A 24998-nucleotide genomic window follows, 5' to 3' on the forward strand; every position below is an offset into this window, starting at 1 on the left:
CCGAGCAGCCATCCTCCTGCACGCCGTCATCACCTGGACCACAACATTGTCAGACATGACCTAGCGCGGCAGGCGAGCCAGCGCGGCGCGCCGGTACTGGGCGGGCGTCCTACCGGTCTCCCGCTTGAACACCTGGCCGAAATGCGACGCGCCGCGGAAGCCCCAGCGCGCGGCGATCGCGGCGACGGGCACGTAGGCCAGTGCCGGGTCGGCGAGATCGCGGCGGCAGCGGTCGAGCCGGCGCTCGCGGATCGCCGCCGCGACCGTCGTGCCGGTCCGCTCGAACAACACGTGCAGCTGCCGCGGTGAGACGAAGTGCGCCGCCGCGATCCGGGTGGGGTCCAGCTCCGGATCGCCGAGGTGCCGCTCGATGTACGCGCCGATCTCGGCCAGCAGCACGTCCCGCCGCTCCGGCTCGCGCCTGCCCAGCTCGGTCCGCAGCATGGTGGTCACCAGGTCCATCACCGTGCGCACCGCCGCGGGACCGTGCGCGCCCAGTCCCTCCAGGTTGCGGTTGAGGCTGATCAACATGCCCCACACCGCCGCGGGCAGTCCGGGCTCGCACTCGAACGCCGTCGCCGTGATGCCGGTCGGCTGGTGCGGGCCCAGCCACGCCTTGGGGAACCGGATGCACGTCGAGCGGTAACCGTCGCTCGCGGTCAGCGCCGCGGGCTCCGCCGAGTCGTACAACGCGAACAACCCGGGTTTCAGCACCGCCACCCGGTCCTGCTGCGCGAGCCGCAGCTCACCGGCCAGCTGCAGGGTCATCACGTAGAACCCGGGCTCCGCCGGGGAAATCGTCGTGCGGTCGCGGTAGGCGGCATGGCGCTCACAGGCCATGTCAACGAAGTTGACCCCGCCCAGCGAGCGGTTGCGGATCGTGCCGGCGAACGCGCGCGGCCGGTCGCAGTCGAACCGGAAGCTCAGCACGCTGCGGCGCACGGCATCGGTCCACGACCCGAAAGCGACCTTCGTCCCACCGCGGCCGACGAGGTCGGCAGCGGGGATCTGTTCGGTCAGCGACGTCATCGTCACCTCCACCGCTCGGCGAACCCCACGGTAACCAATCCTGCGCGCATCCGACAGAGCCCTGCGCCCGCGCGAGATGACCACCGCCGCGGCCGCGCCTAGGTTGTGTTTCGAAGTGGCGGAGCCGCTTGCTGTGGGCCGTCAACCGGCACCGCCGCGGGTTCTGAGGCGGTTCCTCGCGAGGACAGCGCCTCCGTGGTGACCTGGCGGTCATGAGGAGGCGATCCCGGAGCGAGGAGCCGCCTCAGGTTCCGCTACCCGCACCGCCACGCAAACCACCTCAATACAGGCTCTAGCGGGACAACCGCAGTTCCTCACCGTGGAGGCACGTCATGGCATACGTCGAGGGTTCACACCACGTGACGCTGTCCGTGGGCGGGGCGCAGGAGGACGTGGACTTCCACGTGAAGGTCCTCGGCCTGCGCTTCATCAAGCGGACCGTGTTGTTCGACGGCTCGCTGCCGATCTACCACCTGTACTACTCCAACGCGAACGGCGACCCCTCCAGCGTCGTCACGACGTTCCCGTGGGCGCAGGCCGGGTTCTACGGCAAGCGCGGCACCAACCAGGCCCGCGAGGTGCTGCTGTCGATCCCGCACGACTCGATGGACTACTGGTACCGGCGCCTGACCGAGCACGACGTCGAGGTGACCAACTTCGAGCGGTTCGGCCAGCGGCGGCTGGCGTTCCGGCACCCGTCGGGCATCGAGTACGTGTTCGTCGGCAACAGCGGGGACGAGCGCGTGGGACACCCGGGTTACGGCGTGCCGCCGGAGTGCGCGATCCACGGCATCCACGGGGTCGGCGTGCACGTCGCGACGCCGGACCGGATGGTGGAGTTCGCGGACGAGTCGTTCTTCTCGCAGGGCCGGCTCACCGAAGAGGGTGATGTGGCGGCGCTGCAGATCGGCAACGCGAAGTACGGCAACCACCTCGAGCTCACGGTCAACCGCAAGGACGACCAGGGCACGTGGAGCTACGGCGCGGGCACCTACCACCACTTCGCGTGGAACGTCGACACGCTCGGCAACCAGGCCGAGGTCAAGTTCGACATCGAGGGCCGCGGCTACACCGACATCTCGGAGCTGAAGGACCGCAAGTACTTCATGAGCGTGTACGTCCGCACGCCGGGCGGCGCGTTGTTCGAGCTGGCGGTCACCCACGAGAACGGCGGCTGGACGTGTGACGAGTCGCCACAGGAGCTGGGAAAGCGCTTCCAGCTCCCCGAGCAGTTCGAGGACCGGCGCGAGGAGATCCTCTCGCGGCTCGAGCCGATCGAGATCTGACATGGCCGCACCCCACGAGACGGGCGGTCACGAGATCACCGTGCGGCGAGGCCAGTTCTGGGTACCGGGCGAGCGGGTCGAGGCCCCGCAGGGCACGGTGCAGCGCGGGCCGATGTTCGTGAGCTGGGAAGCACCGCTGGAGGTCACGCACCCGTACCCGCTCGTGCTCGTGCACGGCGGTGGCGGACAGGGCACCGACTGGACGGGCACCCCGGACGGGCGTCCCGGCTGGGCCACGCGCTTCGTCGAAGCGGGCTTCGCCGTGTACGTCGTGGACCGCTGCGGGCACGGCCGCTCGCCGTACCACCCCGACGTCATCGGCCCGATGGGCGCGCAGATCCCTTACGAGGCGGTGGAAAACCTGTTCGCCTCGGAGAACACGACGTGGGACTACGACCAGCTGGCAGCGGCGACGGGGCCGCTGCCCGCCGACCTCGCGCTGTCGCAGCGCCTGGACGCCGACCGGCTGGCCCGCCTGCTGGACCGCACCGGTCCCGCCGTGCTCGTCACGCACTCCGCGGGTGGCCCGGTCGGCTGGCTGGCCACCGACGCGCGGCCGGACCTCGTCGTGGCGATCGCGGCGATCGAGCCGATGGGGCCGCCGTTCGTGGACTTCCCCGGGATGGGCCCGCTCACGTGGGGCCTGACCAGCGCGGAGATCACCTACGACCCGCCCGCCGCAACCCCGGAGGAGGTGCCCGGCAGGCGGATCCCCGCGCTGGCGGGCAAACCCGTCGTGGTCGTCACCGGTGGCGCGTCCGCCTTCGCCGGGTTCGCCCAGGAGATGGTCGAGTTCCTCACCACCGCGGGTGCGCACGCCGAGCGGCTGCACCTGCCCGACCACGGCATCACCGGCAACGGCCACGGGCTCGTCTTCGAGACCAACTCCGACGAGGCCGTCAAACCCGTCATCGAGTGGATTTCCAAGAGGGAGGCCGCATGAGCCAGCTGCACGTCAGTGCCGAGTTCGACGGGCTGATCGCCCGGCTCGACGAGATCACCCCGCTGCTGAAGGACAACGCCGAGAAGGGCGAGGAGCTGGGCAGGCTCACCGACGAGGTGGCGCAGGCGCTGCAGGAGACCGGCGCGTTCAAGGTGGGCATCCCGCGCGAGCTGGGCGGGTACGAGTTCTCGCCGCGGCAGGTGATCGAGACCATCGCCAAGGTCACCTACGCGGACGCGTCCGCGGGCTGGGCCTACATGGCGCTGCAGATGGTCACGGGCACCACGGCGGCCTACCTCGGGCCGGACGGCGTCGCCGACCTCTACCCCGACGTGCCGGGCGGCCGGTACGCGCGCATGGCGGGGCAGGGCACGCGGATGGGCAAGGCGGTGCGGGCCGACGGCGGGTACCGGATCAGCGGCCAGTGGTCGTTCGCGTCGGGGATCTCGATGGCCACGCACATCCACACCGCCGCCTTCTGCGAGGAGACGGGCCAGGCGCTGGTGTTCACGTTCCCCAAGGAGCAGGCCGCGCTCGTCGACAACTGGGACGTGATGGGCCTGCGGGCCACGAACAGCATCGACTACGTGTGCGAGGACCTGTTCGTGCCGGACAGTCACGTGTTCGAGACGTCCACAATGGACGCGAAGCACGGTGGGGCGATCTACCGGGTGGGGCTGGCGAACATGGCCGGGATCTGCCACACGGGCTGGGCGTTGGGTGTCGGCCGCCGGATGCTGGACGAGCTGAAGGCGCTGGTGGCCAAGAAGACCGGCACCCCGGGCGCGACGGTCGACACCGGCCAGTTCTACGCCGAGTACGCCAAGGCGGAGGCGAAGCTGCGGGCGGCGGCCGCGTGGGCGATGGAGGTGTGGGCGGACAACGAGGCGACGCTGGACGCGGGTGAGCTGCTGTCGACGGAACAGGAAACCCTGACGCGGCTGATGCTGAACAACGCCACGTGGTCGGTGCACGAGGTCGGCCTGACCGCGTACAAGTGGGCGGGCACGGCGGCTCTGCGGCGTGGTGACCTGCAACGCTTCTTCCGCGACCTGCACGCGGGCACGCAGCACGTCACGTCGGGGCCGGTCGTGCTGCAGAACTGCGGCAAGTGGCTGGCCGGCCTCGCCCCGGACGCCCGCTGGGTGTTCCTGGACCTTCAGGCGCCGCGGTAGCGGGCCGCGGCCTTGGTGGCTGTCGAGGCGGACCGGACGCCCGCCTCGGCCGCCGCCCACGCCGCCAGCGCGGCGGGGTCGTCGAGCCCGGGAACGCAGACGACCTCGCCGCTGCCCAGCGCGGACACCGACGCCAGCACCACGTCCTCGGCGGGCATGCCGTGCTCGCCACGCTGCTCCTCCTCGGCGGCGACCGGCTCCAGGCCCGCCGTGAAGTGGAACTCCGTCGCGGTCAGGCCGGGGCACACGACCTGGACCGCCACCGGCGAGTCCGGTCCGAGCTCCGCCGCCAGCGTGCGCGTGAAGGTCACCAGGTAGCCCTTCGTCCCCGCGTACGTCGCGCGATGCGGCAGCGGGTCCGGCGGCACGGCACCGGCGAACGCGAGCAGGGACGCCACGTTGACGATCGCCCCGCCACGCGCCAGCAAACCGGGCAAGGCGGCCCGCGCGAGCACGGTCGGCGCGGTCACGTTGATCGTCAGGACCCGTTGCAGCAACGCGGGATCGACCTCGGCGAAGGGCCCGTAGCCGTTGATCCCGGCGTTGTTGACCAGCAGCCCGACGTCATCCGCTGCCACCCGCTCGGTGACGCGGGCGAGGTCGCCGGGTTCCGCGAGATCGGCGGTCAACGTCTCGACCGCGACGCCCGCCGACTCGCGCAGCCCGGCCGCGAGCGCGTCCAGCCGTTGCGCGCGCCGCGCCACGAGCGTGAGGTTCCAGCCCAGGCCGGCCAGCCTGCGCGCGTACTCCGCACCGATCCCCGAGGACGCCCCGGTGATGACCGCGGTCCGTCCGCCCGCCCGTACATCGAAAGCCATGCCCAGCCTGTTCCCGCTGTTCAGCGGCTCAAACTACGGCTTCTTGGCGTGCCCGAGCCTCTTCCCGTGCACCACGTCGGGCCCCACCGGCACCGCCGGCGCCCGCACCTCGGTCACCACGACAGGCGGCGGTGCCGGTACCGGTGAGGGCGGCGGGGGTGGCGGTGGCGCGGGCGCGGTGCGCTCACTCGTGACCACCGCGTCCGCGCCGAGCAGCAGCCCCTGGAGTTCGACGCGGTGCACCTCGTGCACGCGGGTGCCGTCGGCGAGCAGCAGCTCCAGCCCCACGGTCACCGCGTCGCCGTCCGCTCGCGGTGGCGACACCACCGTCAGGCTCGCGACCTGCGCCCAGTACTGCCGGTAGCGGTCCTGCCCCTCGTCGCGGCGCTGCGCCGTCAACCGTCCCCACGCCTCGCCCGCGCGGGCCGGGAGCAGCGCGTAGTAGTCGGAGACCGCGCGCTCGCGGTCGGCGGCGGTGAGCACGGGCGCGACGACCGGTGGTGGAGGCGCGGCCGGGCTCGCTGTCCCGGCGGGCGGGGCGTCCACCACGAGGTACGCCAGCAGTGCCGCCGCCGCGAGGCCACCCGCGACCGTCGCGAGCAGCCACCGGCGGCGCGGCCTCGGTTCCGGCAGGGACTGCCCGTCCGCGATCACCCGCAGCAGGGTCGCCGCCTCGTCCGCGGTCGGCCGGTCCGCCGGCTCGGGGGCGAGCATCGCGGTCAGCACCGGGGACAGCGGGCCGGCCAGCTCCGGCGGCCGCATCTCCCCCGCGGCGATGCGGAACAGGACGGCGTAAGGGTTTTCCGGATCCCGGCCGAACGGCGGAACGCCTTCGACGGCGTTGTACAGCGTCGCGCCGAGGGAGAACACGTCCGAACCGGGCGCAGGGCGTTTGCCGTGCACGGTCTCCGGCGCCAGGTACGTGGGCGTGCCCGCCACGACCCCCGCCGCGGTGATCGTCGCGTCCCCCACGGCGTGGGCTATGCCGAAGTCCGTGAGCTTCGCGCCTTCCTCGGACAGCAGGACGTTGCCCGGCTTCACGTCGCGGTGCACGATGCCGGCCACGTGCGCGGCGGCGAGCGCTTCGGCGATCTCCGCGCCGATCTGCGCGGCCTCCGGCACCGGCAGCCGCCCGCGCTCGGCGAGCACCTCCGCGAGGCTCCGCGCCTGGAGGTACTCCATCACCAGCACCGGGGTGCCGTCGTCCTCCACCACGTCGAACACCGCCACGGCGTGCGGGTGCTGCAGGCGCGCGGCGATCCGGCCCTCGCGCAGCACGCGTTCCCTGATCTCGTCGGCGCTCCCGTGGTCGGCCGGCACGACCTGCTTCACGGCCACCTTGCGCTGCAGGCGCTCGTCGAACGCCCGCCACACCGAGCCCATCGCCCCGCACCCGAGCTCGGCCAGCAGCCGGTACCGGCCCGCCACCAGTTCGCCGACCGCACCCGCCCGCGCAGAAGTCACCGGGTCAGCGTAGAGGCTCCTGACGCGTTCCGCCGGACAACGTGATCTCCCCGCCTTCCCCTGGGGGCAAGGGAAAACCGAGGATCTGGCTGTAGAAGTCCAGCTCCGCCCGCAGCGCCCGCCGGATGTTCTCCGCCCGCCGGAACCCGTGCTGCTCCCCCTCGAACAGCACGTACGCCACCGGCACGTCCCTGGCGCGCAACGCTTCGACGATCAGCTCGGACTGGTTGGGCGGCACCACCTGGTCCTCGGCGCCCTGCAACACCAGCAGCGGGCGCCGGAACGAGTCCACGTGCGAGAGCGGCGAGCGCGCCACGTAGACGTCGCGGGCCGCCGGGTACGGGCCGATGAGCCGGTCGAGGTAGCGGCTTTCGAACTTGTGCGTGTCACGGGCCAGCACCTCCAGGTCCGCCACGCCGAAGAGGTCGGTGCCCGCGGCGAACGGCGTGTCCTCGCGGGCGAGCGCGGCCAGCGTCGTGAAGCCGCCCGCGGAACCGCCGCGGATCAGCAGTTTCCGGCCGTCGACGCGGCCCTGCCCGGCGAGGTGGGCGGCCGCCGCGAGGCAGTCGTCGACGTCGACCACGCCCCACGCGTCCCGCAGCTGCTCCCGGTACGCCCGGCCGAACCCGGAGGACCCGCCGTAGTTGACGTCCACCACGGCGAACCCGCGGCTGGTCCAGTACTGCACGCCCAGCGACAGCACGGGGACGGCCTGCGCGGTCGGGCCGCCGTGGATCACCACGAGCAGCGGCGGCCGCTCCCCCTCCGGCGCGGTGAACTCCGGGTTCGCCGGCGCGTAGAACAAGCCGTGCGCGACCCGGTCGCCGGACGGGAACGAGATCGGCTCCGGCACCGAGACGTAGGCCGGGTCGAAACCGGGGTCCCGTGGCGCGCGCAGGGTCTGCACCTCGCCGGTGGCCGACACGCGGTGCACGCCGGGCTCCTCGGTGGGTGTGCCCGCGACGACGAGCACCCCGTCGCCGTCGGGGCGGACCGAGTCGATCGCCGAGAACGGCAGGCCGAAGTCGGTTACGGGACCGCCGGGCTCGGCGACGGCCAGCCCGTCGTAGCCGCCGGACCAGCGGGCGAACACGATCCGCCCGTCGGGCAGCGGGACGTAGCGGGCGCCGCCCAGCTGCCAGGCCGGCATGCCGATCTCGGCGTCCAGCACCACGACGGGTTCGACCTCGCCACCGGGTGACCAGCGGTACAGGTTCCACCAGCCCGTGCGGTCGGACAGGAAGTACAGGCGCCCTTCCGGCGTCCAGCGGGGCTCGGCCACGGACTCCCCCGGCCCGCCCGCGACGACCGTGTCCTCACCCGAGCGCAGGTCCCGCACCGTGAGCACCGTGTCGTCCCAGGGCATCGACGGGTGCTGCCACGACACCCACGCCAGCGCCCCGCCATCGGGCGAAAACCGGGGCGCGGCCACGAAATCCGGCCCGCTCACCAGCACCTCGGGTTCGGCGGGCCGGTGCGCCGCCAGCCGCACGACCTCGTTGCGCACCTCGTCGCCGGTGTGCCGCTCGCGCACCGCGACGAGGACGTCCCCGTGCACGTCGCCGTCGGCGAACCGGTCGGCCCTCGGGCGCTCCGGTTCCGGCGTCAGCGGCACGGGTTCTCCGTCGGCCAGCCGGTACAGCCGCTGGTCCTCCCAGTTGGCGTACCACAGGACCCCGTCGCGGACCCACCAGTCGCCGCCGCCGTACTCGTGCACCGCGGTGCGGGCGTTGTGGCCTTCGGGCAGCAGGTCGGTGCACGTGCCATCGGCGTCGCGGCGGACGAGCTGGGTGCGGCCGCCCTCGCCGGGGCGCCGCTCGGCCCACACGACGGCGTCGCCGTCCGCGTGGGCCCCCAGCACCCGCACTGCCCCGGCGACGACGAGGTCGGCGGTGATCGGAGTGGCCCAGGAACCGTAAGCGGAAGTCTGCACGGGCCCACGCTAGCGGGAGCCCGGACCCGCGGTCGCCGGCGACGGCGGCCGCGGGTTGCCGGACGGTGCTCAGGCCGTGCGGGACAGCACGCCGCGACGGCGGGCGACGCGGATCGCCGCCGGCACCGCGGCCACGCCGAGCAGGGCGAGCCCGGCCCACAGGCCGGCACCCGAGGCGAGCGGCACCGGCGCCGCGCCGAGGCCGCAGGTGGCCGAGGACACGACCACGTCCCCGGTGCCGAGCGAGCCGAGCACGCCACCGAGCAGCTTCACGTGCAGGGCGTTCACCGTCAGCGTGTCGTCGGCGCCCTTGACCTGCTCGTTCAGCGTGATCGTCGCGACGGTGATCCCGAGCGCCCGGACCGGGACCACGGTGTTCGGGGCCGCGTCCGCCCCGACGGTGCCGAGGTTGCCGAGGTCGAGCCCGGCGAGCTGGGCGGAGCCGGTCACCCCGTCCGCCGTGCCCTGGCACTGCGCGGTGACCGCGTCCGCGCGGATCGTGCCGAGGAGCCCCAGCACACCCACGGACAGGTCCTCGGTGCTCGCCCGCGCGGCGACCACTCCCGCGTCGTCGCGCACGGCGGAGGTGCCGACCGTGCCGCTGTCGAGGATGCCCGGCACGGCGATGCCGACCACCGTGGCGTCCGTCGTCCCGTTGGAGTCGCTCGGGGCGAGCCGTCCGGTTTGGACGGACGCCTGGCCGAGGAGCGTCACCCCGGCCTCCGCGCCGTAGGCCGATCCTTCGCCGGGAGCGGCGGAGGCGGGCAGCGCGCCCAGGAAGACGACCCCGACCGCGATGGCCGCGACGGCGCCGATCCTGCCTTTTCGCATCGATGTGCTCCGATTCTCTCCGCGGCCGTGCGGAACCAGGGTGGCCCCACATCGGCACGCGCCCCTCTAACAGGTGATCGGAGCGAAATCTGACTCGGCGGAGGAGATGTCCACCCGCGCGGGTCAAAATCCCGGAACGCCGACAGGTTCGGGACCGCGCCCCTTCTGCCGCAGACCACTGGTCGGCGTGGAAATCGCCAACTGCCAACGGGTTTCGTGACCCCGCGCCGCCGTGTCGGTGCGGCTGGCAGGTACTCCCGGCGGGTGAGGCCCGGAGGGACCCGTGCTGTCCGGTGGCGGGGGGCGTTACCTACCTCGGCGGCACACCGATCGCCAGCAGGGCGACATCGTCGTCCAGGCCGTCGCCGAAGGTGGTGACCAGCTGGGTGAGCGCTTCGACCAGCGTGGACGCCGTCGCGGGGGCGAGTCCTGCGGTGAACGCGTGTAGCGCCTCCTCGCCATAGCGGCCGCCGCCGGTGCGCGCCTCGAACAGGCCGTCGCTGTAGAGCAGCAACGTGTCGCCGGGCGCGAGGTGTGCCGCGGTGGACGTGAACGCCGCCTTCGGCAGCACGCCCACGAGCTGGCCGCCGGGGGTGTGCAGCACGCCGAGCGTCCCGTCGGCACGCAGCAGCAGCGCGGGCGGGTGGCCGCCGCTCGCCAGCGCGACCCCGCACCCCGCCTCCCCCGGCACGAGCACGCCGAAGACCACCGTGCAGAACCGGGGCCCACCGCTGTACTCGCGCTGCAGCGCGGCGTCCAAAGTAGACAGAACTGTTTCGGGATGCGGGTCCTGGACCGCGGCCGCGCGCAGCGTGTACCGGATCAGCGAGGTGAGCACGGCCGCCTCGGCCCCCTTGCCGCACACGTCGCCGAGGAAGAACCCCCACCGGCCGCCGGCGAGCGGGAACAGGTCGTAGAAGTCGCCACCGATGCGGTCCGCCGACTCGGGCTGGTAGTGCGCCGCGACCTGCATGCCCGGCGGCGCGGTCAGGCTCGGCGGCAGCAGGCTGCGCTGCAGCGTCGCCGCGAGCCGTTGCGCGCGGTCGCGCTCGCGGTCGGCGTCCTGCCGGGCCCGCAGCAGCTCGCGCTCGTACGCACGGCGGTCCCTGGCGTCGAACAGCGTGGTTCGGATCAGCACGGGCGTGCCGTCCTGACCGGTCTTCACCGTCGACGTCACCAGCACCGGCAGTCGCGTCCCGTCCGCCGCCACCAGGTCCAGCGCCACACCGCCGAGCTCGCCCTGCATCCGCAGCAGCGGCGCGAAATGCGTTTCGTGGTACAGCTTTCCGCCCACGGTGAGCAGGTCGGCGAACCGCAGCCGCCCGACGACCTCCTCGCGCCGGTACCCGAGCCAGCCCAGCAACCGCGCGTTGATCTTGGTGATGCGCCCGTCCGGCAGCGTGGACAGGTACCCGCACGGCGCCTGCTCGTACAGTTCCTCAGCGCTGTCCTCGGGCAGCTCCATTCAGCTCCCGTTCGCCGCGAACTCCGCGATCGCCTCCGCGGTCGGCCCGGGGGCGCTCAGCTGGGGGCAGTGACCGATGGCGTCGAGGGTGACCAGCCGGCAGTCCGGGATGTGGTCCCGCACGTACGCGCCGACCTCGCGGGGCGCGATGGCGTCGTGCGCGCACTCGATCACCAGCGACGGCACGGGCACCTTCGGCAGGTCGTCCCGGTTGTCGGACAGGAAGGTCGTCCGCGCGAACACCTTCGCCATCGCGGGGTCGGTGCGGCAGAAGGAGTTCGTGAGCTCCTCGGCCAGCTCCGGCCGGTCCGGGTTGCCCATGATCACCGGCGCCATCGTGGCCGACCACCCGAGGTAGTTGCTGTCCAGCGAGTCGAGCAGCTCCTCGATGTCGGCCCTGCTGAACCCACCGCGGTAGCCTTCGTCGTCCAAATAGGACGGTGAAGGTGTGAGCAGGACCAGCTTCGCGAAGCGCTCCGGCGCGGCGATCGTGGCCAGCACGCCGATCATCGCCGACACCGAGTGCCCGACGAACACCACGTCCCGCAGGTCCAGCTCCCGGCACAGGGTCACGACGTCCTCGGCGTACCCGTCCAGCGACGAATACCGCCGCGCGTCCCAAGCCGCCGGGTCCGCCCGGCCGGAGCCGACGTGGTCGAACAGCACCACCCGGAACCGCCGCGCCAGCGCCGGCACGACCAGCCGCCAGAGGTTCTGGTCACAGCCGAAGCCGTGGGCGAGCAGGAGCACCGGCCCGCCGGACTCACCCGTGACGACGACGTTGTTCCTGCTCCGCACATCCACGGGCCCATACTCGCACCGCGCGCGACGGCCTGCTCAGCACGAGCCGGACGAACGCTGCTCCTGCGTGCTCCGGCGCACCTGCTGCGCCCGCTCGGTGATCGACCGCACCTGCTCGGCGAGCGCGCTGTGCCTGCCTTCGAGCGCGGCACGCGCCGCCGCCAGCGGGGACAGCAGGTTCGCGGCGTCGTCGTCGGCGAGCGCCTCCTGCACGCGGTCCTGCGCCTGCTCGTCGAGCCCCTCCAGCGCCCCGATCTGCCCGGCCAGCTGGCGCAACGGGCCGGAGTTGCGCCGCGCCCACTCCGCGACCGCGCGATCACCCGCCCGCCTGCTGCGTTCCGCCTCGACCCGCTGCTCGCCGGTGCGGTGCTCGCCGGACCCCGAGGGCCGCAACCGCAGGTAGCGGCGTTCGGCGGCCTGCCTGCTGGTCACGCCCAGCGCCGGGGCGAGTCGCGCCCAGCTCACGCCCTGCTCGCGGGCCGCCCCGATCAGCCGGGGTTCCCAGGCCGCCAGCTCGTCACGCAGGCCCCGCAGCACGACCAGCGCGGCGAGCAGCTCCCGCGGGCCCGTGGACGTGCCGACCGCGGCGTGCACCAGCGCCATCGCCTCGGCTGCGGCCGGCAGCGGCGCCGGAGTGCCCAGTTCGCGAAGCTGCGCGAGCGCCGCGTCGTACCCGTCCACCATGCGTCATCCTTCCGACGACCCCATTCTTGTCATCGTTTGGACGACATGCTAAACCAGGGTTGCGCGTTGACACCAGAGTCGTGAATCCCCGGAGGAGGTAGTCATGGTGATGCGCACGGACCCGTTCCGCGAGTTCGACCGGGTCGTCTGGCAGGTGCACGCCCCCAGCGGCACGTGGTCGCGCCCCGCGCCGATGCCGATGGACGCCCACCGCACGGCCACCGAGTTCGTGCTCTCCTTCGACCTCCCCGGCCTGTCCCCCGACGCGATCGAGCTGGACGTCGAGCGCACGACGCTCACCGTCAAGGCCGAGCGCCGCCCGCCCGTCACCGGGGACGACGTGCGGACGCTGGTCACCGAGCGGCCGCTGGGCGTGTTCTCCCGCCAGGTCTTCCTCGGCGACGGCCTCGACACGGACCGGATCTCGGCCACCTACGAAGCCGGCGTGCTGACCGTGCGCATCCCGCTCGCGCAGCAGGCGCAGCCGCGCCGGATCACGATCACGGACACCGAACGCGCCTGACGGGAGGTCCACGGTGGACAGTGGTCTGGACGTGGAGTGGGCACGGCGGCGTGACCGGGTGGAACTCACCGTCGCCGGGGAGATCGACATGGCGACGGCGCCGCGGCTGCGGGACGCGATCGCGGCCGCCCGCACCGGAACGGGCATCCGGTCCGTGCGGGTGGACCTGTCGCTCGTCGACTTCCTCGACTCGTCCGGGCTCGCCGTCCTCGCCGAGGCCCATTCGGCGTGCGCGGAGGACGGACAGCGCATGGAGGTGGTGTGCGCGAACCAGGCCGTGCGCCGGCCGCTGCGCATCACCGGCCTCGACCGGGTGCTCACCGTCGTCGAGCCCGCACCCGTGGGGGTGGGCGGGAGCACCTCCGCCGCCCGCGGAGGTGCTGCCCGGTGCGGGTGAAACCGCAGGTCAGGAAGGCGAGAAGCCACCGGCTTCGTCGGCGGGCTGGTCCTGGTCGGGGACTCCCGAGCGGGACGCCTGCTCGCTGGGCCGCTCGCCCATCGCCGCGGCCGCGGCGTCCTTGGCCTCTTCGATCTTCTTCCGGGACTCCTCGAGTGCTTCGTCGGCCGAGGAACGCTGGTTCTGCGCCATGCCGTGCTCCTTCCTCGTCTCGGCTGCGGGCTACCACGCGGCTCCGGGGCCAAACTCACGTGGCGTTGCTGCGGTCCATCGGCCCCCACTCCCGCGAACCCTGCTCGTCCACCAGTTCCTGGGCCTCGTGCAGGACGTCGTCGGTCAGCCACGCCAGCGGCCGGTCGCACACCACGAGCGGCTCGTTGTCCGGCCCGCGCGCGATCTCGGTGCCCTGGAACACCCACGGCCGCACGCCCGGCCCCCGCAGTTCACGCAGGTGGCGGTAGTCGTAGATGCGGCGGGCGAGCCACAGCCGCAGCGGCCGGTCGTCCCACCACGGCTCCACCTTGAGCGGGCTCGCGGACAAGCCGGGCAGCGCCATGCCGGTGAGGGCGTCCCGGCTGGCCTGCGGCCCCGGACCACCGGACGACATGTCGGCTTCGGGTCCCTTCGACCAGCGGACGTAGAGGTCCTGCCCCGACTCGGCCTGGAAGAGGTCCACCAGCTGGTCCAGTGTCAGCACGGTCTTCACGACGGCAGGGGTTCCCCGGCACCCGAGTTTCACGCGGCGGCCACTGGATACAGTGATCGAGGCGATCAGCTACTGGGGAAACAGGAGTGACAGTGAGTCTCACGGTCGAGTGGACGCGCGGCCGGGGCCGGCTCGTGGTCTCGGTCAGCGGCGAGGTGGACGCGGGGTCGAGCCCGCGGCTGCAGGAGGGCATCGCCGCGGCGCACGCGGCGGACGAACCGCCGTCGCCCACCCTCGTGCTCGACCTCGACCGCGTGGAGTTCCTCGACTCCGCCGGGCTCGCCGTGCTCGTGGAGACCGCGAGCGACTGCCACAAGGCCGGCCAGGAACTCCGCCTCGTCGCCACCGGGCGGGCCGTGCTGAACCCGTTGAAGCTCACCGGCCTCGACCAGATCTTCACCGTCCTCGACGCGGTCCCGGCGGCTCCCGCGAACTGAGCCCCGCCTATCGTTGACGGCGATGCGCAAACACCTGTGGATCGTTCCCGTGCTGTGCGCCGTGTGGCTGTTCTTCGCCTTCCGCGGGATGTTCACGGCGATGCCGACGCGCCCGCAGATCGACCTCGAGGTCTACCGGTACGGCGTACAAGCCTGGTGGGACGGGCACGACCTGTACGGCACGCTGCCGCCCGTCGCGAACGGGGCGGAGCTGCCGTTCGTGTACCCGCCGTTCGCGGTGCTCATCCTCAGCCCGCTGGTGCTGCTGCCGTGGGACGCGGCCGTGGTCACGCTGTACGTGGTCAGCACGCTGTGCCTCGGGGTGACGCTGTACCTGGTTTCCCGCGTCGTGTGGCCGCCGCTGGGCCGGTTCGGCGGGTTCCTCGTGACGTGCGTCGCGCTGCCGCTGACGGTGTTCCTGGAACCGGTGAGCCAGACCTACCAGTTCGGCCAGGTGAGCCTGATCATGATGGCGCTCGTCACAGTCGACTGCCTCGCCGGGAAGACGCTGTGGCCACGCGGTTTCGGCATCGGGCTGGCGGCCGCGGTCAAGCTCACCCCCGCCGCGTTCGTCCTGTTCTTCCTGATGCGCAAGGACTACCGCTCGGCCGCCCGCGCCGGGATCACGTTCGCGGTGGCCGCGGCCATCGGGTTCGTCACCGACTTCCACGCCTCCGTCGAGTACTGGTTCCAAGGTGGACTGTCCGGCGGCGGCGTGAGCGGTACGGCGTTCAAGACCAACCAGACGATCGAGGCCGCGCTGGTGCGCACCGGGATGCCCGAGGCCGTCGAAAAAGTGGTGTGGATCGCGGTGATCGCGGCGCTCGTCGTCGTGGTGGCGCTCGCGATGCGGCAGGCCGCCCCCGCGCTGGCGCTGACGGCGAACGCGGGACTGGCGCTGCTGGTGTCGCCCACGTCGTGGTCGCACTACTACGTGTGGGTCGCGCCCGCGCTGCTCGTCGTGCTGGCGCACGGCGTGCGCCGCGCGGTGTCGCGCTCGTGGCTCGCGGCCGCGTGGTTCGGCTGGGCCGTGCTCACGGCGGTGTTGTTCTACTGGGCGCCGTTCCACGACCTGCCCGACACCGACTTCCCCGTCGTGCACGTCCACTGGGACTGGCCGCAGCAGCTGTCGGCGGCGACGTACCCGCTGGTCGGCGTCGCGCTGCTGCTGGCGTTCTCGATCAAGGAGCTGCGGGCGCGGCCACGTTCGGAGCTCACGCCCGAAGTGCTCCCCGCCGCCGCTGCCAGTCGGTGACGGCGTCACACCCCGCGTCGATCTCGGCCTGGAGCAGGGCGCTCTGCTGCTCCACGAGTTCCCCGCCCAGCACCTTCGTCCCGGAGAGCGCGGCCAGCGCCTCCCACGGCGTCGCGCACAGCGTGCCGACCTCCTCGCCCTCCGGCGGGGGCGCGAGGTTCTCCTCGATCCCCGCGCGGCCCGCCGCGAGCAACGCGGCCACGACCAGGTGCGGCTGGGCGTCGGCCCCGGCGAAGCGGAACTCCAGCCGCCGCGAGGCGCCGCTGCCCGCGATCCGCACGGCGGCCGTCCGGTCGTCGGTGCCCCAGCGCAGCGAGCGCGGGGAGAACGGGCCGGTGCGCAGCCGCACGTAGCTGTTCCACGTGGGTGCCCAGATCGCCGTGAGCGCCCGCGCCTCCCGCAGCACCCCCGCCAGGAACGGTTCCAGCGCGGGCGGGGACAGCGAGAGGTGCACGTGGCACGAGTTGCCCTGACCGGTCTCGGGCGCGGCGAGGTAGCTCGCCGTCACGCCGTGCTCGGCCGCGGTGGTCCGCACGAGGAGTTGCTGCAGCATCGCGTCGTCGCACGCCGAAAGCGCTTTCCGGTGGCGCAGGACGATTTCGTACTGGCCTGGGTGGCACTCCCCGCGCGCCGACTCCACGCGCAGCGGCGCCAGCCTCGCCCGCAGGTCCCGCAGCAGCGGCCGCAGCCGCTCGGTGCCGCCGACCGCGTAGTCCACGCCGTGCGGGGTCAAGGGCCCGTCCGCGTCGGAGAACGTGACCTCGTGCTCGATGCCCACCGACGGCACGAAACCCAATGCTTCCAGCGCGTCCAGCTCGTCGCGCAGCACCTGTCGTGGTGCCACGCGCACCGGCTCGCCGTCGGGCCACTCCACGTCGCACACCACGGCGTAGACGCCTTCCTCCACCGGCGTGACCGTGCCGAGGTCCGGCCGCATGCGCAGATCCCCGTAGCCGCCGAGGTAGCGCGACAGCGACTCGACCGGCTCGCGCTCGGGCGTCCACGCGAAGACGTAGGTGCACAGGCCGTACCCGCCGGTCAGCACCTCCTCCTCGACGAACTCCCGGGACAGTTCGACGGCCGCGAACCGCGCGTGGGGATCCGGCACGAGCAGCAGCACACGGGAGGCGTCCGGCGGCAGCGCGCTCACCACGCACCGCCGGGATCGGGCGCGTGCAACGGGTTCGGCACGCGGCCCCAGCGCACGTCGAACTCGTCGTCCCGCTCGACCTTGTCGAAACCCTGTCCCGCCAGGTGTTCGCGGTTGAGCGTGACGCGTTCCACATCCGGCGCGAACACGCGGCACGCGTCGAACCGCTCCGCCACATCAGGGTTCTCCTCGCGGTAACGCGCCACGACCTCCCGCACGAGCGACCAGAACCGCGGCCGCGGCAGCCCGAGGTCGTCGGCCGCGATCTCCGCCCAGAACCGCAGCTGCCCGGAGAACACCGAGCTGAACAGCGACTGCGCGAGCAGGTGCGCGGGCCAGCGCAGCATCTCCTCCGCCGCCTCGGGCGCGAGCAGCCGGTAGCAGTCGAGGTCCTCGTCGAGCAGGTCCACGCCCTGCGCGAAGTCCTTGATCGCCACGCGCAGCGGCCGCCCGGCCTCGTCGGTGATCAGGATCAGGTTCTGGCCGTGCGGGCAGAACCCGACGCCGTACCGCAGCAGCCACTGCAGCAACGGGGTGAGCAGCAGGTCGAACAGCTTGGCGCACCACCGTTCCGCGCCGAGCCCGCTGCGCTCGACGAGCTCGGTGAGCACCGCGCGGCCCGTCTGGTCGCGGTAGGGCAGCGCGGCGAACGACAGCGCGCGCTCGCCTTCCGCCAGCCGCGCGACGAGCGGCTCCCGCCACAGCGCGCCCAGCGTCTCGTGGAACCGGTAGGGCAGCTCCTCCAGCGCGCCGAACAGCGGGTGCCGCACCGACACGCTCGCCACCTCGCCGAGCAGCTCGAAGCGGTACTCCTTGGACAGCAACGGATCCGCCGCGTCCACCTGCTTCAGCCACGCGGTCACGGCGGGCCCGGCGAGCGTCGCCGCGGAGGCCAGACCCCGGTACACCAGCGTGTTGCGCACCGACACGGCCGTCTTGACGTCGTGCCGGTCCGGCCTGCTGAGGTTCGCGAGTGTCCGCACTGTCTGATGTGGACGGTAATGGTCCCGGCTCTCGCCGAGGTCGAGCACCACGCCCGTGGCCAGCTCGGCGGCGTAGAGGGTGCCCAGGATTTCGTCGGCCTGCCAGGGGTGCACCGGCACGAGCACGTACTCCGGCCCGGCCTTGTCCCGGAAATCCGCCAGCAGCTCCTCCCCGAGTTCCTCCCGCAGCAGGGTTTCCTCGTCGAGCTCCTCGACGGACCGGAACTGGGCGTGGTCGCGGTGCACCGCGAACCACCGCAGCCGGACGTCCACTCCGGACTCCGGCGCGTACCGCTCGCGGTCCCGCCTCGAGAAACCGACGCGTCCCTTGTTGAGCACCAACCGCGGATGACCGGTGAGGTGCCCGTCCGCCAGGTTGTAGTCCATCGTGGACAGTTCTGCGGCGGTGGGCGCACGGCGCAGGCGGGCCGCCTCGTTCGCGACGGTGGAGGTCAGCTCGGCGAGGACGTCGGCCAGCCGCAGCCCGGACAGGCCGAGCGCTGAGCGCGCGTCGACGACGAGCGTGCGGGGATCGTCGGCGGGCACCGGGTCCTGCTGTCCCGCACGACGGATCGCACTGCCGGGGACGACGGCCCAGGACTCGAAAGCTCCCCGCCGCGCCTGGAAGTCGTAGCTCACGTCGTCCGGCAGCGAAAGCCGCCAGCCGCCCTCGGTCCGCTCGGGCCGGAGCAGGCCCTCGTAGGACAGTTCGCCGAGCATCTTGTGCACGATGAGCGCGCCGGCCTGCCGCCAGGCCTGTGCTTCGCCGGTCATTCCGTCTCCTGACTGGGCAACCCGAAGGTGGTGAACGCGGTCCGCGAGGGCAGGCGGTACACCTCGCGGCCGCAGACCGAGTTGACGATGGACGCCGCGCGGTACGCCGCCAGACCGAGGTCCGGCGCGCCGACGCCGTGCGTGTGGCGTTCGGCGTTCTGCACGTACACCGAGCCCGGGACGCCTTCCAGCCGCAGGCGGAAATCACGCTCCACCACGGGGCGGCCGCGCCCGTCGGTGACGAGCCGGTCGGCGAGCGGGCCGAGGAGGTGGTCGAGCGGGGTTTCGGTGTAGCCGGTGGCGGCCACGACCGCGTCGGTGTGCCAGACGGCCGTGGTGCCCTGCTGGATGTGGCGCAGGCCGAGTGCGACTCGGTCGCCTTCCCGGCTCGCCTCGACGACCTCGACGCCAGGGGTCAGCACGACATCCGGCCAGCCGCCGCCGATGCTCCGCCGGTACAGCTCGTCGGCGATCTCGGCGATGGTCTCGCTGTCGATCCCCTTGTACAGCTGCCATTGCGCGGGCAGCAGCCGGTCACGCACCGGCTCGTCGAGGCCGTGGAAGAACGTCGTGTAGTCCGGCGTGAACTGCTCCAGCCCCAGTTTCGAGTACTCCATCGGCGCGAACGACGCTGTGCGCGCGATCCAGCGCAGGCCGCCGGGGCGTGGCCGGTGGCGCAGCAGGTCGAGGAACACCTCCGCACCCGACTGTCCGGCACCCACGACCGTCACTTCTGGGGCGGCGAGCAGCCGTTCCCGCTCGGCGAGGTAGTCGGCGGCGTGCAGCACAGCGTCGGACAGCAAGGGGCGCAACGGTTCCGGCACGAACGGTTCGGTCCCGACACCGAGGACGACGTTCCGCGCCGTGATCGGTTCGCCGTCGGTGGTGTCGAGCCGGAAAGCGCTTTCCGTGGTGTCGATCTCAGTGATCTCCACGCCGAACCGGCAGGAAGGCAGCCGATGCCCTGCCCAGCGGCAGTAGTCGTCGTACTCCGCGCGAGCCAGGTGGAACTTCTCCGCGAAGTAGAACGGGAACAGCCGGTCGCGCTCGCGCAGGTAGTTCAAAAAGGACAGTGGGCTGGTCGGGTCGACGAGGGTGACCAGGTCGGCGAGGAACGGCACCTGGATCGTCGCGCCCTCGATGAGCAGCCCGGGGTGCCAGCGGAACTCCTTGCGGCGCTCGAAAAATTCGGTCCGCAGCCCCGGAACCGGATCGGCGAGCGCGGCGAGGGACAGGTTGAACGGGCCGATCCCGACCCCGGCGAGGTCGAGCGTCACGAGGCGATCGCCGCCCCGGCGCGTGCGGTGGCGGCGACGGTGTCCAGCAGGCCCTGGTAGTCGGCGGCGGTGGCGTGCGGGTGGAGGAGCGTGAGCTTGAGCCACACCTCGCCCGGCGGCAGGGTGGCGCGGCCGATGATCGCGGTGCCGGATTCCAGCAGCGCGCGGCGGACTTCGGCGACGTCGCCGGAAACCGGGCGGAACAACACGGTGGACAGCGTGGGCTCACCGCGGAGTTCGAGCCCGGGGTGCCGGCGGATCGCATCGGCGACCTCGCGAGCCGTGGCGCAGCAGCGTTCGATCAGCTCGCCCATGCCGTGGAGGCCGAGCGCGCGCATCGTGACCGCCATGCGGAACGCGTCGGGGCGGCGGGAGGTGCGGATCGAGCGGCCGAGGAGGTCGGGCAGGCCGGCTTCGGTGTCGTCGTCGGCGTTGAGGTACTCGGCCTGGACGTTCAGCGCGGCGAGGTCGGCGGCGTCGCGGACGGCGAACAGCCCGGAGGCGATGGGCTGCCAGCCGAACTTGTGCAGGTCGAGCGCGACGGAGTCGGCTTCGGCGAGCCCGTCGAGCAGGGGCCGCAAGCGGGTGCTGCACAGGGCGAGGCCGCCGTAGGAGGCGTCGACGTGCAGCCGGGCGCCGTGCTCGCGGCACACGCGGGCGATTTCGCGCAGGGGGTCGATGTCGCCGGTGTCGGTGGTGCCCGCGGTGGCGACGACGACCGCGGGGCCGGTCGTGCGCAGCACTTCGCCGAGCGCTTCGGGGGACATCCGCTCGCCCTCGCACCCGACGACGACCGGCGCGGGCAGGCCGAGCAACCACGCGGCGCGGGCGACGCTGTGGTGGGCGTTGCGGCCGCAGACGGGGCGGACGTTTTGGTGTTTTTCCCGCGCCAGCAGCAGACCGAGGAGGTTCGATTCGGTGCCGCCGGTGGTGACGACGGCGTCGGGCGCGGGTTCGGCGGGGTAGCACAGGCGCGCGATCGCGGTGAGGAAGGCGCGCTCCAGTTCGCTCGCGACGGGTGCCTGGTCCCAGGAGTCCATGGACGGGTTGAGCGCCCCGGCGGCGATGTCAGCGGCGACGCCGACCGCGAGGGGCGGGCAGTGCAGGTGCGCGGCGCACCACGGGTCCGCCGGGTCGACCGAGCCCGCCGCGAGGAGGGTGGCGAGTTCGGAAAGCGCTTTCTCCGCGCCGACGCCCCGCTCGGGGACGAGCGGTTCGAGTGCCGCCACGCTCGCCGCCACTGCGGCCGGTCCCCCGGCGGGCCCGGGCGCGGCGCGCTCCGCCGTGCCTGCCGCCAAGCCCCGCAACACCACCGGAACCAGCTCCGCGAGCCGCTCATGCCCCTGCCGCCCGCCCGCGAGCGCGGTGGAATCGACCACTGCATCACTCCTTAGGTATGCCTACGCTAAGCCACCATACGGACACGGTGGTCCCGCGGGCAGTCCCCCGGGGCACTTTCCCACAAAAGTGCCCACGGGAGGAGCGGTTCCGGCGCGGGAAAGCGCTTGCAGGAGGAGGGGCGGTGGGGCGGCGGCCAGCCGGGAGCCGCGGCGACCGGGGATGGCGGAGCGGCGGTCGGAGACGCGACGGCACCAACGGGCGGGGGCGGACACGCGGGAGCGGCGGCACTGCGGGACATGCGGCCGCTACACGCGCCAGGGCAAACGAGCAGCGGACGGGCCGGAAACGGGACACAACGGACAAACTCCGCAGGCGAGGCGAAGCCACGGACCCGGCGAACCCACGGACCCCGCGAACCCACAGACCCCGCGAACCCACAGACCCCGCGAACCCACAGACCCCGCGAACCCACAGACCCCGCGAACCCACAGACCCCGCGAACCCACAGACCCCGCGAACCCGCGCGCCCGGCACACCCCACGGATCACCAGGGCCGCCGCCGCCCGGCTCGCCGCCAACCCGCCATCGGGCCAACGCCACCGCCCCGGCCAACCCCACCCGAAAAGCCCGGCCCCCTCAACCCTCGTCACCGGGGCGCGAGCGCCACCACCTGCTCCAGCGGATCCCCTCCAGTGGGCAACAACCCGATCACCGGGGTGTCCAGCCCAGCGTCCACATAGGACTCCAAGCGCTCCACGCACGCGGCGGGGCTGCCGTGCACCACAAGATCGTCCACGACCTCGTCCGGGATGGCGGCGTTCGCGCCCTTGCGGTCGCCCGCCGCCCACAGCTCGTGCATCTTCCGCAGCGCCTCGCCCCGGCCGAGCCACTCGTGGAAGGCCGCGTACACCGGCACGGTCAGGTAACTGCTGATCAGCATCCGCCCCAGCGCCCGCGCCGCCTCGACGTCCTCCGTCGGGCACACGAAGATCCGCGCCACCAGCTCCACGTCCGGCCCGATCTCCGCCCGCACCTTCGGCACGTCACCCGGCGCGAGCCAGTTCGTGATCGCCCCGTCGGCCTCGTTCGCCGCCAGCTTCAGCATCCCCGGGCGCAACGCGGCGAGCATGATCCGCGGCGGCACGGACGGCACGCGCTCCAGTTTGAACCGCCGCACCGAAAACGTCTCGTACTCCTCGCTGACCTTCTCCCCCGCCAGCGCCGAACGCAGGAAGCGTAACGTGTCCCGCGTCCGCTGGTAGGGCTTCGTGAACTCCCCCGCGTTCCACTGCGACACGATCACCGGCGAGGACGTCCCGATGCCCAGCACGAACCGCTCCGGCGCCACCTCCGCCAGCGTCGCCGCGCTCATCGCCAGCAACCCCGGCCCCCGCGTGTACACCGGGGCGATCGCCGTCCCCAGCCGCAGCGACGGCGCCCACTGGGAAGCCAGCAGCAGCGGCGAAAACGCGTCCGTACCCGCCGTTTCCGCCGACCACGCATCGGTGTACCCGAGGTCGGGCAGCCGTTCGATCAGCTCGCGGTGCGCCGTCAGCGGCACCCCCGTCAGCGGGATCGTGATTCCCCAGCGCTTCACCGGCTCAGCTCCTTCTTGATCCACTCGACCTGCACGCGCATCAGGTTCTCCGCGACCTCCTCCGCCTGCGGCGTCATGTGCGTCGCGCCCACCAGCGGCAGGAACACGTGCTCCCGCCCCGCCGCCAGCAACGCCGACGACAACCGCAGCGCGTGTGCGACGAACACGTTGTCGTCGGCCAGCCCGTGCACGATCAGCAGCGACCGGCTCAGCCCCGGCGCGTCGGCGATCAGCGAGTTCCGTTCGTACGTCTCCGGATCGTCCTGCGGTTTGCCGAGGTAGCGCTCGGTGTAGTGGGTGTCGTACAGCGACCAGTCCGTCACCGGCGCGCCCGCGACCGCGGCGCGGAACACGTCAGGCCGCCGCAGCACCGCCAGTGCCGACAGGTACCCGCCGTAGGACCAACCGCGGATCGCCACCCGCTCCAGGTCGAGTTCCGGGTGCTCGGCGGCGACCGCGTGCAACGCGTCCACCTGGTCGGCGAGCGTCACGTCCGCGAGCTTGCCCGCGATCTCCTTCTCCCACGCCGGACCGCGCCCCGGCGTCCCGCGGCCGTCCGTGACGAGCACCGCGAAACCCTGGTCCGCCAACCACTGCGAGGTCAGGAACGCGTTCCGGCTCTGCAGCACGCGCTGCGCGTGCGGCCCACCGTACGGGTCGAGCAGCACCGGCAGCTTCACCCCGGGCTCGTGCCCGGCGGGCAGCAGCAGCGCCGCCCGCAACCCCCGCTCACCCACGGTCAGCCAGCGGGGTTCCGGGACCAGGCCCGGGTCTTCGGGGTACGACCGCACCTGCGCGACCGTCTCGCCGTCCCGCACCACGGACACGCGCGGCCCGCTGTGTTCGAGGCTCCACGACGACAACACGGTCAGCGAAGCCGTACCAGCGCCGACGTGCACACCGTCCGAAGTGGACACACGGGTCACGCCGCCGGGTCCCGTGCGGTAGACGTGGATCTGCGTCGGGTCTTCGTCGGAGGCGCTGAACAGCACCTCCTCGCCGACGTCGAGCACCGAACGCACCTGCAGCTCCGGCCCGGTGACGGGCGTGCCGTCGACGATCAGCCGGTAACTGCCGTCGGCGGCGCTCACGCGCACCAGCCTGCCGTCGGCCGTCCACGCCGGCACCCCGGGCACGATCTCGACCCACTGCGGATCGGTCTCGGTGTGCAGCAGCTTCGTCGCGCCGGTTTCCGGGTCGGCGGCGAGGATCTGGAACGTCCGCTGGTCCCGGCTCTGCACGGCCAGCAGCGGCGGCCCGCCCGCCGACCAGTGCACCGCGACGAGGTACTCCCAGTCGCCGCGTTCGACGTCCACGCGCGTGCCGTCCAGGCCCACGAACGCCAGCGACACGTCGACGTTGCGTTCCCCCGCCGCGGGGTAGGCGACGGTGTTCACCGGGTTCTGCGGGTTCGCCGGGTCGGCGATGTTCCACCGCGGCACGCCCGCGCGGTCGCTGCGCTCGACGAGCAGGCTCGCCCCGTCGGGCGACCACCAGTAGCCGCGCGCGCGGCCCAGCTCCTCGCCCGCGATGAACTCCGCGAGCCCCCAGGCGATGTCCTCGCCGTCCTCGTCGACCAGCATCCGGTCCTGCCCGGTCGCGCGCTCGATCACGCGCAGCCGCCGGTCCCGCACGTACGCCACGTGCGTCCCCGTGGGGTTCGGCCGCGGGTCGACCACGGCGCTGCTGACCAGCTCGGTGACCTCCCGTGTCGCGAGGTCGACGGTGTAGAGCTTGCCGGACAAGGAGAACGCGGCCAGCCGCAGCCCGGCGTCCGTGGCGTAGCCGACCACGCCGCCCGCGCTCTCGCGGCTGCGCTCGCGCCGGGCGCGCTCCTCCGGCGGCAGGTCCTCCTCGCCGGGCAGCAGGCGTGCGGCGTCGACGACCTTCGTCTCGGTGCCGTCGGCCAGGTCCAGCTCCCACAGGCTGTTGCGCCGGTCCACGCCCGATTCCGCCCGCAGGAACAGCAACCGCGTGCCGTCCGGCGCGACGCGGAACTCGCGGGGCGTGCCGAGGGTGAAGCGCTGCGTGCGGGCCTGCAATCGGAGGAAGGAGTGTTCATCGGTCACGCCCGCCCTACCTTTCAGGGATGTCCGCGGTCCGCGAGGATCGGCGGATGCAGGTGGAGC

General features: G+C 72.7%; 23 protein-coding genes. 7 read left to right on the top strand and 16 right to left on the bottom strand.

What is annotated here, in order from left to right; all coding sequences use genetic code 11:
* Positions 1 to 60: 60 nt before the first annotated feature.
* A complete protein-coding gene (locus tag ABFX51_RS28680; RefSeq protein WP_346055506.1) occupies positions 61 to 1029 on the bottom strand; it encodes an AraC-like ligand-binding domain-containing protein in 969 nt (322 codons plus the stop codon).
* Positions 1030 to 1361: 332 nt separating this feature from the next.
* Here ABFX51_RS28680 and ABFX51_RS28685 point away from each other — a divergent pair, with 332 nt between their 5' ends.
* From ABFX51_RS28685 to ABFX51_RS28695, 3 genes are read left to right on the top strand one after another with little or no spacing between them, the layout of a single operon-like run.
* Positions 1362 to 2315 (top strand): VOC family protein, encoded by a 954-nt coding sequence (locus ABFX51_RS28685; RefSeq protein ID WP_346055507.1) that lies wholly within the window; start codon positions 1362 to 1364, stop codon positions 2313 to 2315.
* Between the two features lies 1 nt (position 2316).
* Entirely contained in the window at positions 2317 to 3258 is a 942-nt protein-coding gene (locus tag ABFX51_RS28690; RefSeq protein WP_346055508.1) for an alpha/beta fold hydrolase, read from the top strand.
* Positions 3255 to 4433, top strand: coding sequence for an acyl-CoA dehydrogenase family protein (locus ABFX51_RS28695; RefSeq protein WP_346055509.1), 1179 nt, complete (start codon positions 3255 to 3257; stop codon positions 4431 to 4433). Before ABFX51_RS28690 ends, ABFX51_RS28695 begins: the two co-directional genes overlap by 4 nt.
* Here the strand turns inward: ABFX51_RS28695 and ABFX51_RS28700 are convergent.
* The 7 genes from ABFX51_RS28700 to ABFX51_RS28730 all read right to left on the bottom strand — a co-directional run bounded on the left by ABFX51_RS28700 (position 4418) and on the right by ABFX51_RS28730 (position 12348).
* Complete coding sequence (locus ABFX51_RS28700) at positions 4418 to 5251, bottom strand: SDR family NAD(P)-dependent oxidoreductase (protein ID WP_346055510.1); 834 nt, start codon at positions 5249 to 5251, stop codon at positions 4418 to 4420. The two genes, ABFX51_RS28695 and ABFX51_RS28700, sit on opposite strands and share 16 nt — an antisense overlap.
* A gap of 33 nt (positions 5252 to 5284) precedes the next feature.
* Positions 5285 to 6715: a serine/threonine-protein kinase gene (locus ABFX51_RS28705; RefSeq protein ID WP_346055512.1), complete on the bottom strand. Its 1431-nt coding sequence runs from the start codon at positions 6713 to 6715 to the stop codon at positions 5285 to 5287.
* A gap of 4 nt (positions 6716 to 6719) precedes the next feature.
* Positions 6720 to 8648 (bottom strand): S9 family peptidase, encoded by a 1929-nt coding sequence (locus ABFX51_RS28710; protein WP_346055513.1) that lies wholly within the window; start codon positions 8646 to 8648, stop codon positions 6720 to 6722.
* A 69-nt stretch (positions 8649 to 8717) separates the two neighbouring features.
* A complete protein-coding gene (locus ABFX51_RS28715; protein ID WP_346055514.1) occupies positions 8718 to 9479 on the bottom strand; it encodes a choice-of-anchor protein CoaP in 762 nt (253 codons plus the stop codon).
* 310 nt (positions 9480 to 9789) lie between these two features.
* Positions 9790 to 10944 (bottom strand): PP2C family protein-serine/threonine phosphatase, encoded by a 1155-nt coding sequence (locus ABFX51_RS28720; RefSeq protein ID WP_346055515.1) that lies wholly within the window; start codon positions 10942 to 10944, stop codon positions 9790 to 9792.
* Positions 10945 to 11748 (bottom strand): alpha/beta fold hydrolase, encoded by an 804-nt coding sequence (locus ABFX51_RS28725; protein WP_346055516.1) that lies wholly within the window; start codon positions 11746 to 11748, stop codon positions 10945 to 10947.
* A gap of 33 nt (positions 11749 to 11781) precedes the next feature.
* On the bottom strand, positions 11782 to 12348 hold the full coding sequence (locus ABFX51_RS28730) for an HSP18 transcriptional regulator (RefSeq protein ID WP_218153445.1): 567 nt from the start codon (positions 12346 to 12348) through the stop codon (positions 11782 to 11784).
* Positions 12349 to 12532: 184 nt separating this feature from the next.
* On the opposite strand from ABFX51_RS28730, the gene ABFX51_RS28735 reads away from it, so the two are divergent.
* Positions 12533 to 12952: an Hsp20/alpha crystallin family protein gene (locus tag ABFX51_RS28735; protein WP_091505681.1), complete on the top strand. Its 420-nt coding sequence runs from the start codon at positions 12533 to 12535 to the stop codon at positions 12950 to 12952.
* 13 nt (positions 12953 to 12965) lie between these two features.
* A complete protein-coding gene (locus ABFX51_RS28740; RefSeq protein WP_091505679.1) occupies positions 12966 to 13349 on the top strand; it encodes an STAS domain-containing protein in 384 nt (127 codons plus the stop codon).
* Between the two features lie 9 nt (positions 13350 to 13358).
* On the opposite strand, the gene ABFX51_RS28745 is transcribed toward ABFX51_RS28740, so the two are convergent.
* Together ABFX51_RS28745 and ABFX51_RS28750 are read right to left on the bottom strand one after the other, a co-directional pair.
* Complete coding sequence (locus ABFX51_RS28745) at positions 13359 to 13541, bottom strand: hypothetical protein (RefSeq protein ID WP_091505677.1); 183 nt, start codon at positions 13539 to 13541, stop codon at positions 13359 to 13361.
* Between the two features lie 55 nt (positions 13542 to 13596).
* Entirely contained in the window at positions 13597 to 14055 is a 459-nt protein-coding gene (locus tag ABFX51_RS28750; RefSeq protein ID WP_346055517.1) for a DUF6098 family protein, read from the bottom strand.
* 92 nt (positions 14056 to 14147) lie between these two features.
* Here ABFX51_RS28750 and ABFX51_RS28755 point away from each other — a divergent pair, with 92 nt between their 5' ends.
* Both ABFX51_RS28755 and ABFX51_RS28760 read left to right on the top strand, forming a co-directional pair.
* The gene (locus tag ABFX51_RS28755) at positions 14148 to 14492 is read left to right on the top strand and encodes an STAS domain-containing protein (RefSeq protein ID WP_091505674.1); all 345 of its coding nucleotides are present in this window, start codon (positions 14148 to 14150) and stop codon (positions 14490 to 14492) included.
* A 22-nt stretch (positions 14493 to 14514) separates the two neighbouring features.
* Positions 14515 to 15747 carry a glycosyltransferase 87 family protein gene (locus ABFX51_RS28760; RefSeq protein WP_091505672.1) on the top strand — a complete coding sequence of 411 codons (1233 nt, stop codon included), beginning with the start codon at positions 14515 to 14517 and terminating at the stop codon, positions 15745 to 15747.
* Here ABFX51_RS28760 and ABFX51_RS28765 read toward each other — a convergent pair.
* From ABFX51_RS28765 to ABFX51_RS28790, 6 genes are all read right to left on the bottom strand, one after another.
* Positions 15707 to 16897, bottom strand: a complete 1191-nt coding sequence (locus ABFX51_RS28765) for a glutamine synthetase (protein ID WP_245782989.1) — start codon at positions 16895 to 16897, stop codon at positions 15707 to 15709. The genes ABFX51_RS28760 and ABFX51_RS28765 overlap by 41 nt on opposite strands.
* Positions 16894 to 18654: an IucA/IucC family protein gene (locus ABFX51_RS28770; protein ID WP_346055518.1), complete on the bottom strand. Its 1761-nt coding sequence runs from the start codon at positions 18652 to 18654 to the stop codon at positions 16894 to 16896. Before ABFX51_RS28770 ends, ABFX51_RS28765 begins: the two co-directional genes overlap by 4 nt.
* Positions 18651 to 19931: a lysine N(6)-hydroxylase/L-ornithine N(5)-oxygenase family protein gene (locus ABFX51_RS28775; protein ID WP_346055519.1), complete on the bottom strand. Its 1281-nt coding sequence runs from the start codon at positions 19929 to 19931 to the stop codon at positions 18651 to 18653. Before ABFX51_RS28775 ends, ABFX51_RS28770 begins: the two co-directional genes overlap by 4 nt.
* Positions 19928 to 21310, bottom strand: coding sequence for a pyridoxal phosphate-dependent decarboxylase family protein (locus ABFX51_RS28780; protein WP_346055521.1), 1383 nt, complete (start codon positions 21308 to 21310; stop codon positions 19928 to 19930). The genes ABFX51_RS28775 and ABFX51_RS28780 overlap by 4 nt, the downstream gene beginning before the upstream one ends.
* Before the next feature lie 608 nt (positions 21311 to 21918).
* The gene (locus ABFX51_RS28785; RefSeq protein ID WP_091505666.1) at positions 21919 to 22869 is read right to left on the bottom strand and encodes an LLM class F420-dependent oxidoreductase; all 951 of its coding nucleotides are present in this window, start codon (positions 22867 to 22869) and stop codon (positions 21919 to 21921) included.
* Positions 22866 to 24938, bottom strand: coding sequence for a S9 family peptidase (locus tag ABFX51_RS28790; protein WP_091505664.1), 2073 nt, complete (start codon positions 24936 to 24938; stop codon positions 22866 to 22868). Before ABFX51_RS28790 ends, ABFX51_RS28785 begins: the two co-directional genes overlap by 4 nt.
* Positions 24939 to 24998: the final 60 nt, after the last annotated feature.

The organism is Amycolatopsis dongchuanensis (genome assembly GCF_039542405.1).
Lineage (GTDB): Bacteria > Actinomycetota > Actinomycetes > Mycobacteriales > Pseudonocardiaceae > Amycolatopsis_E > Amycolatopsis_E sacchari.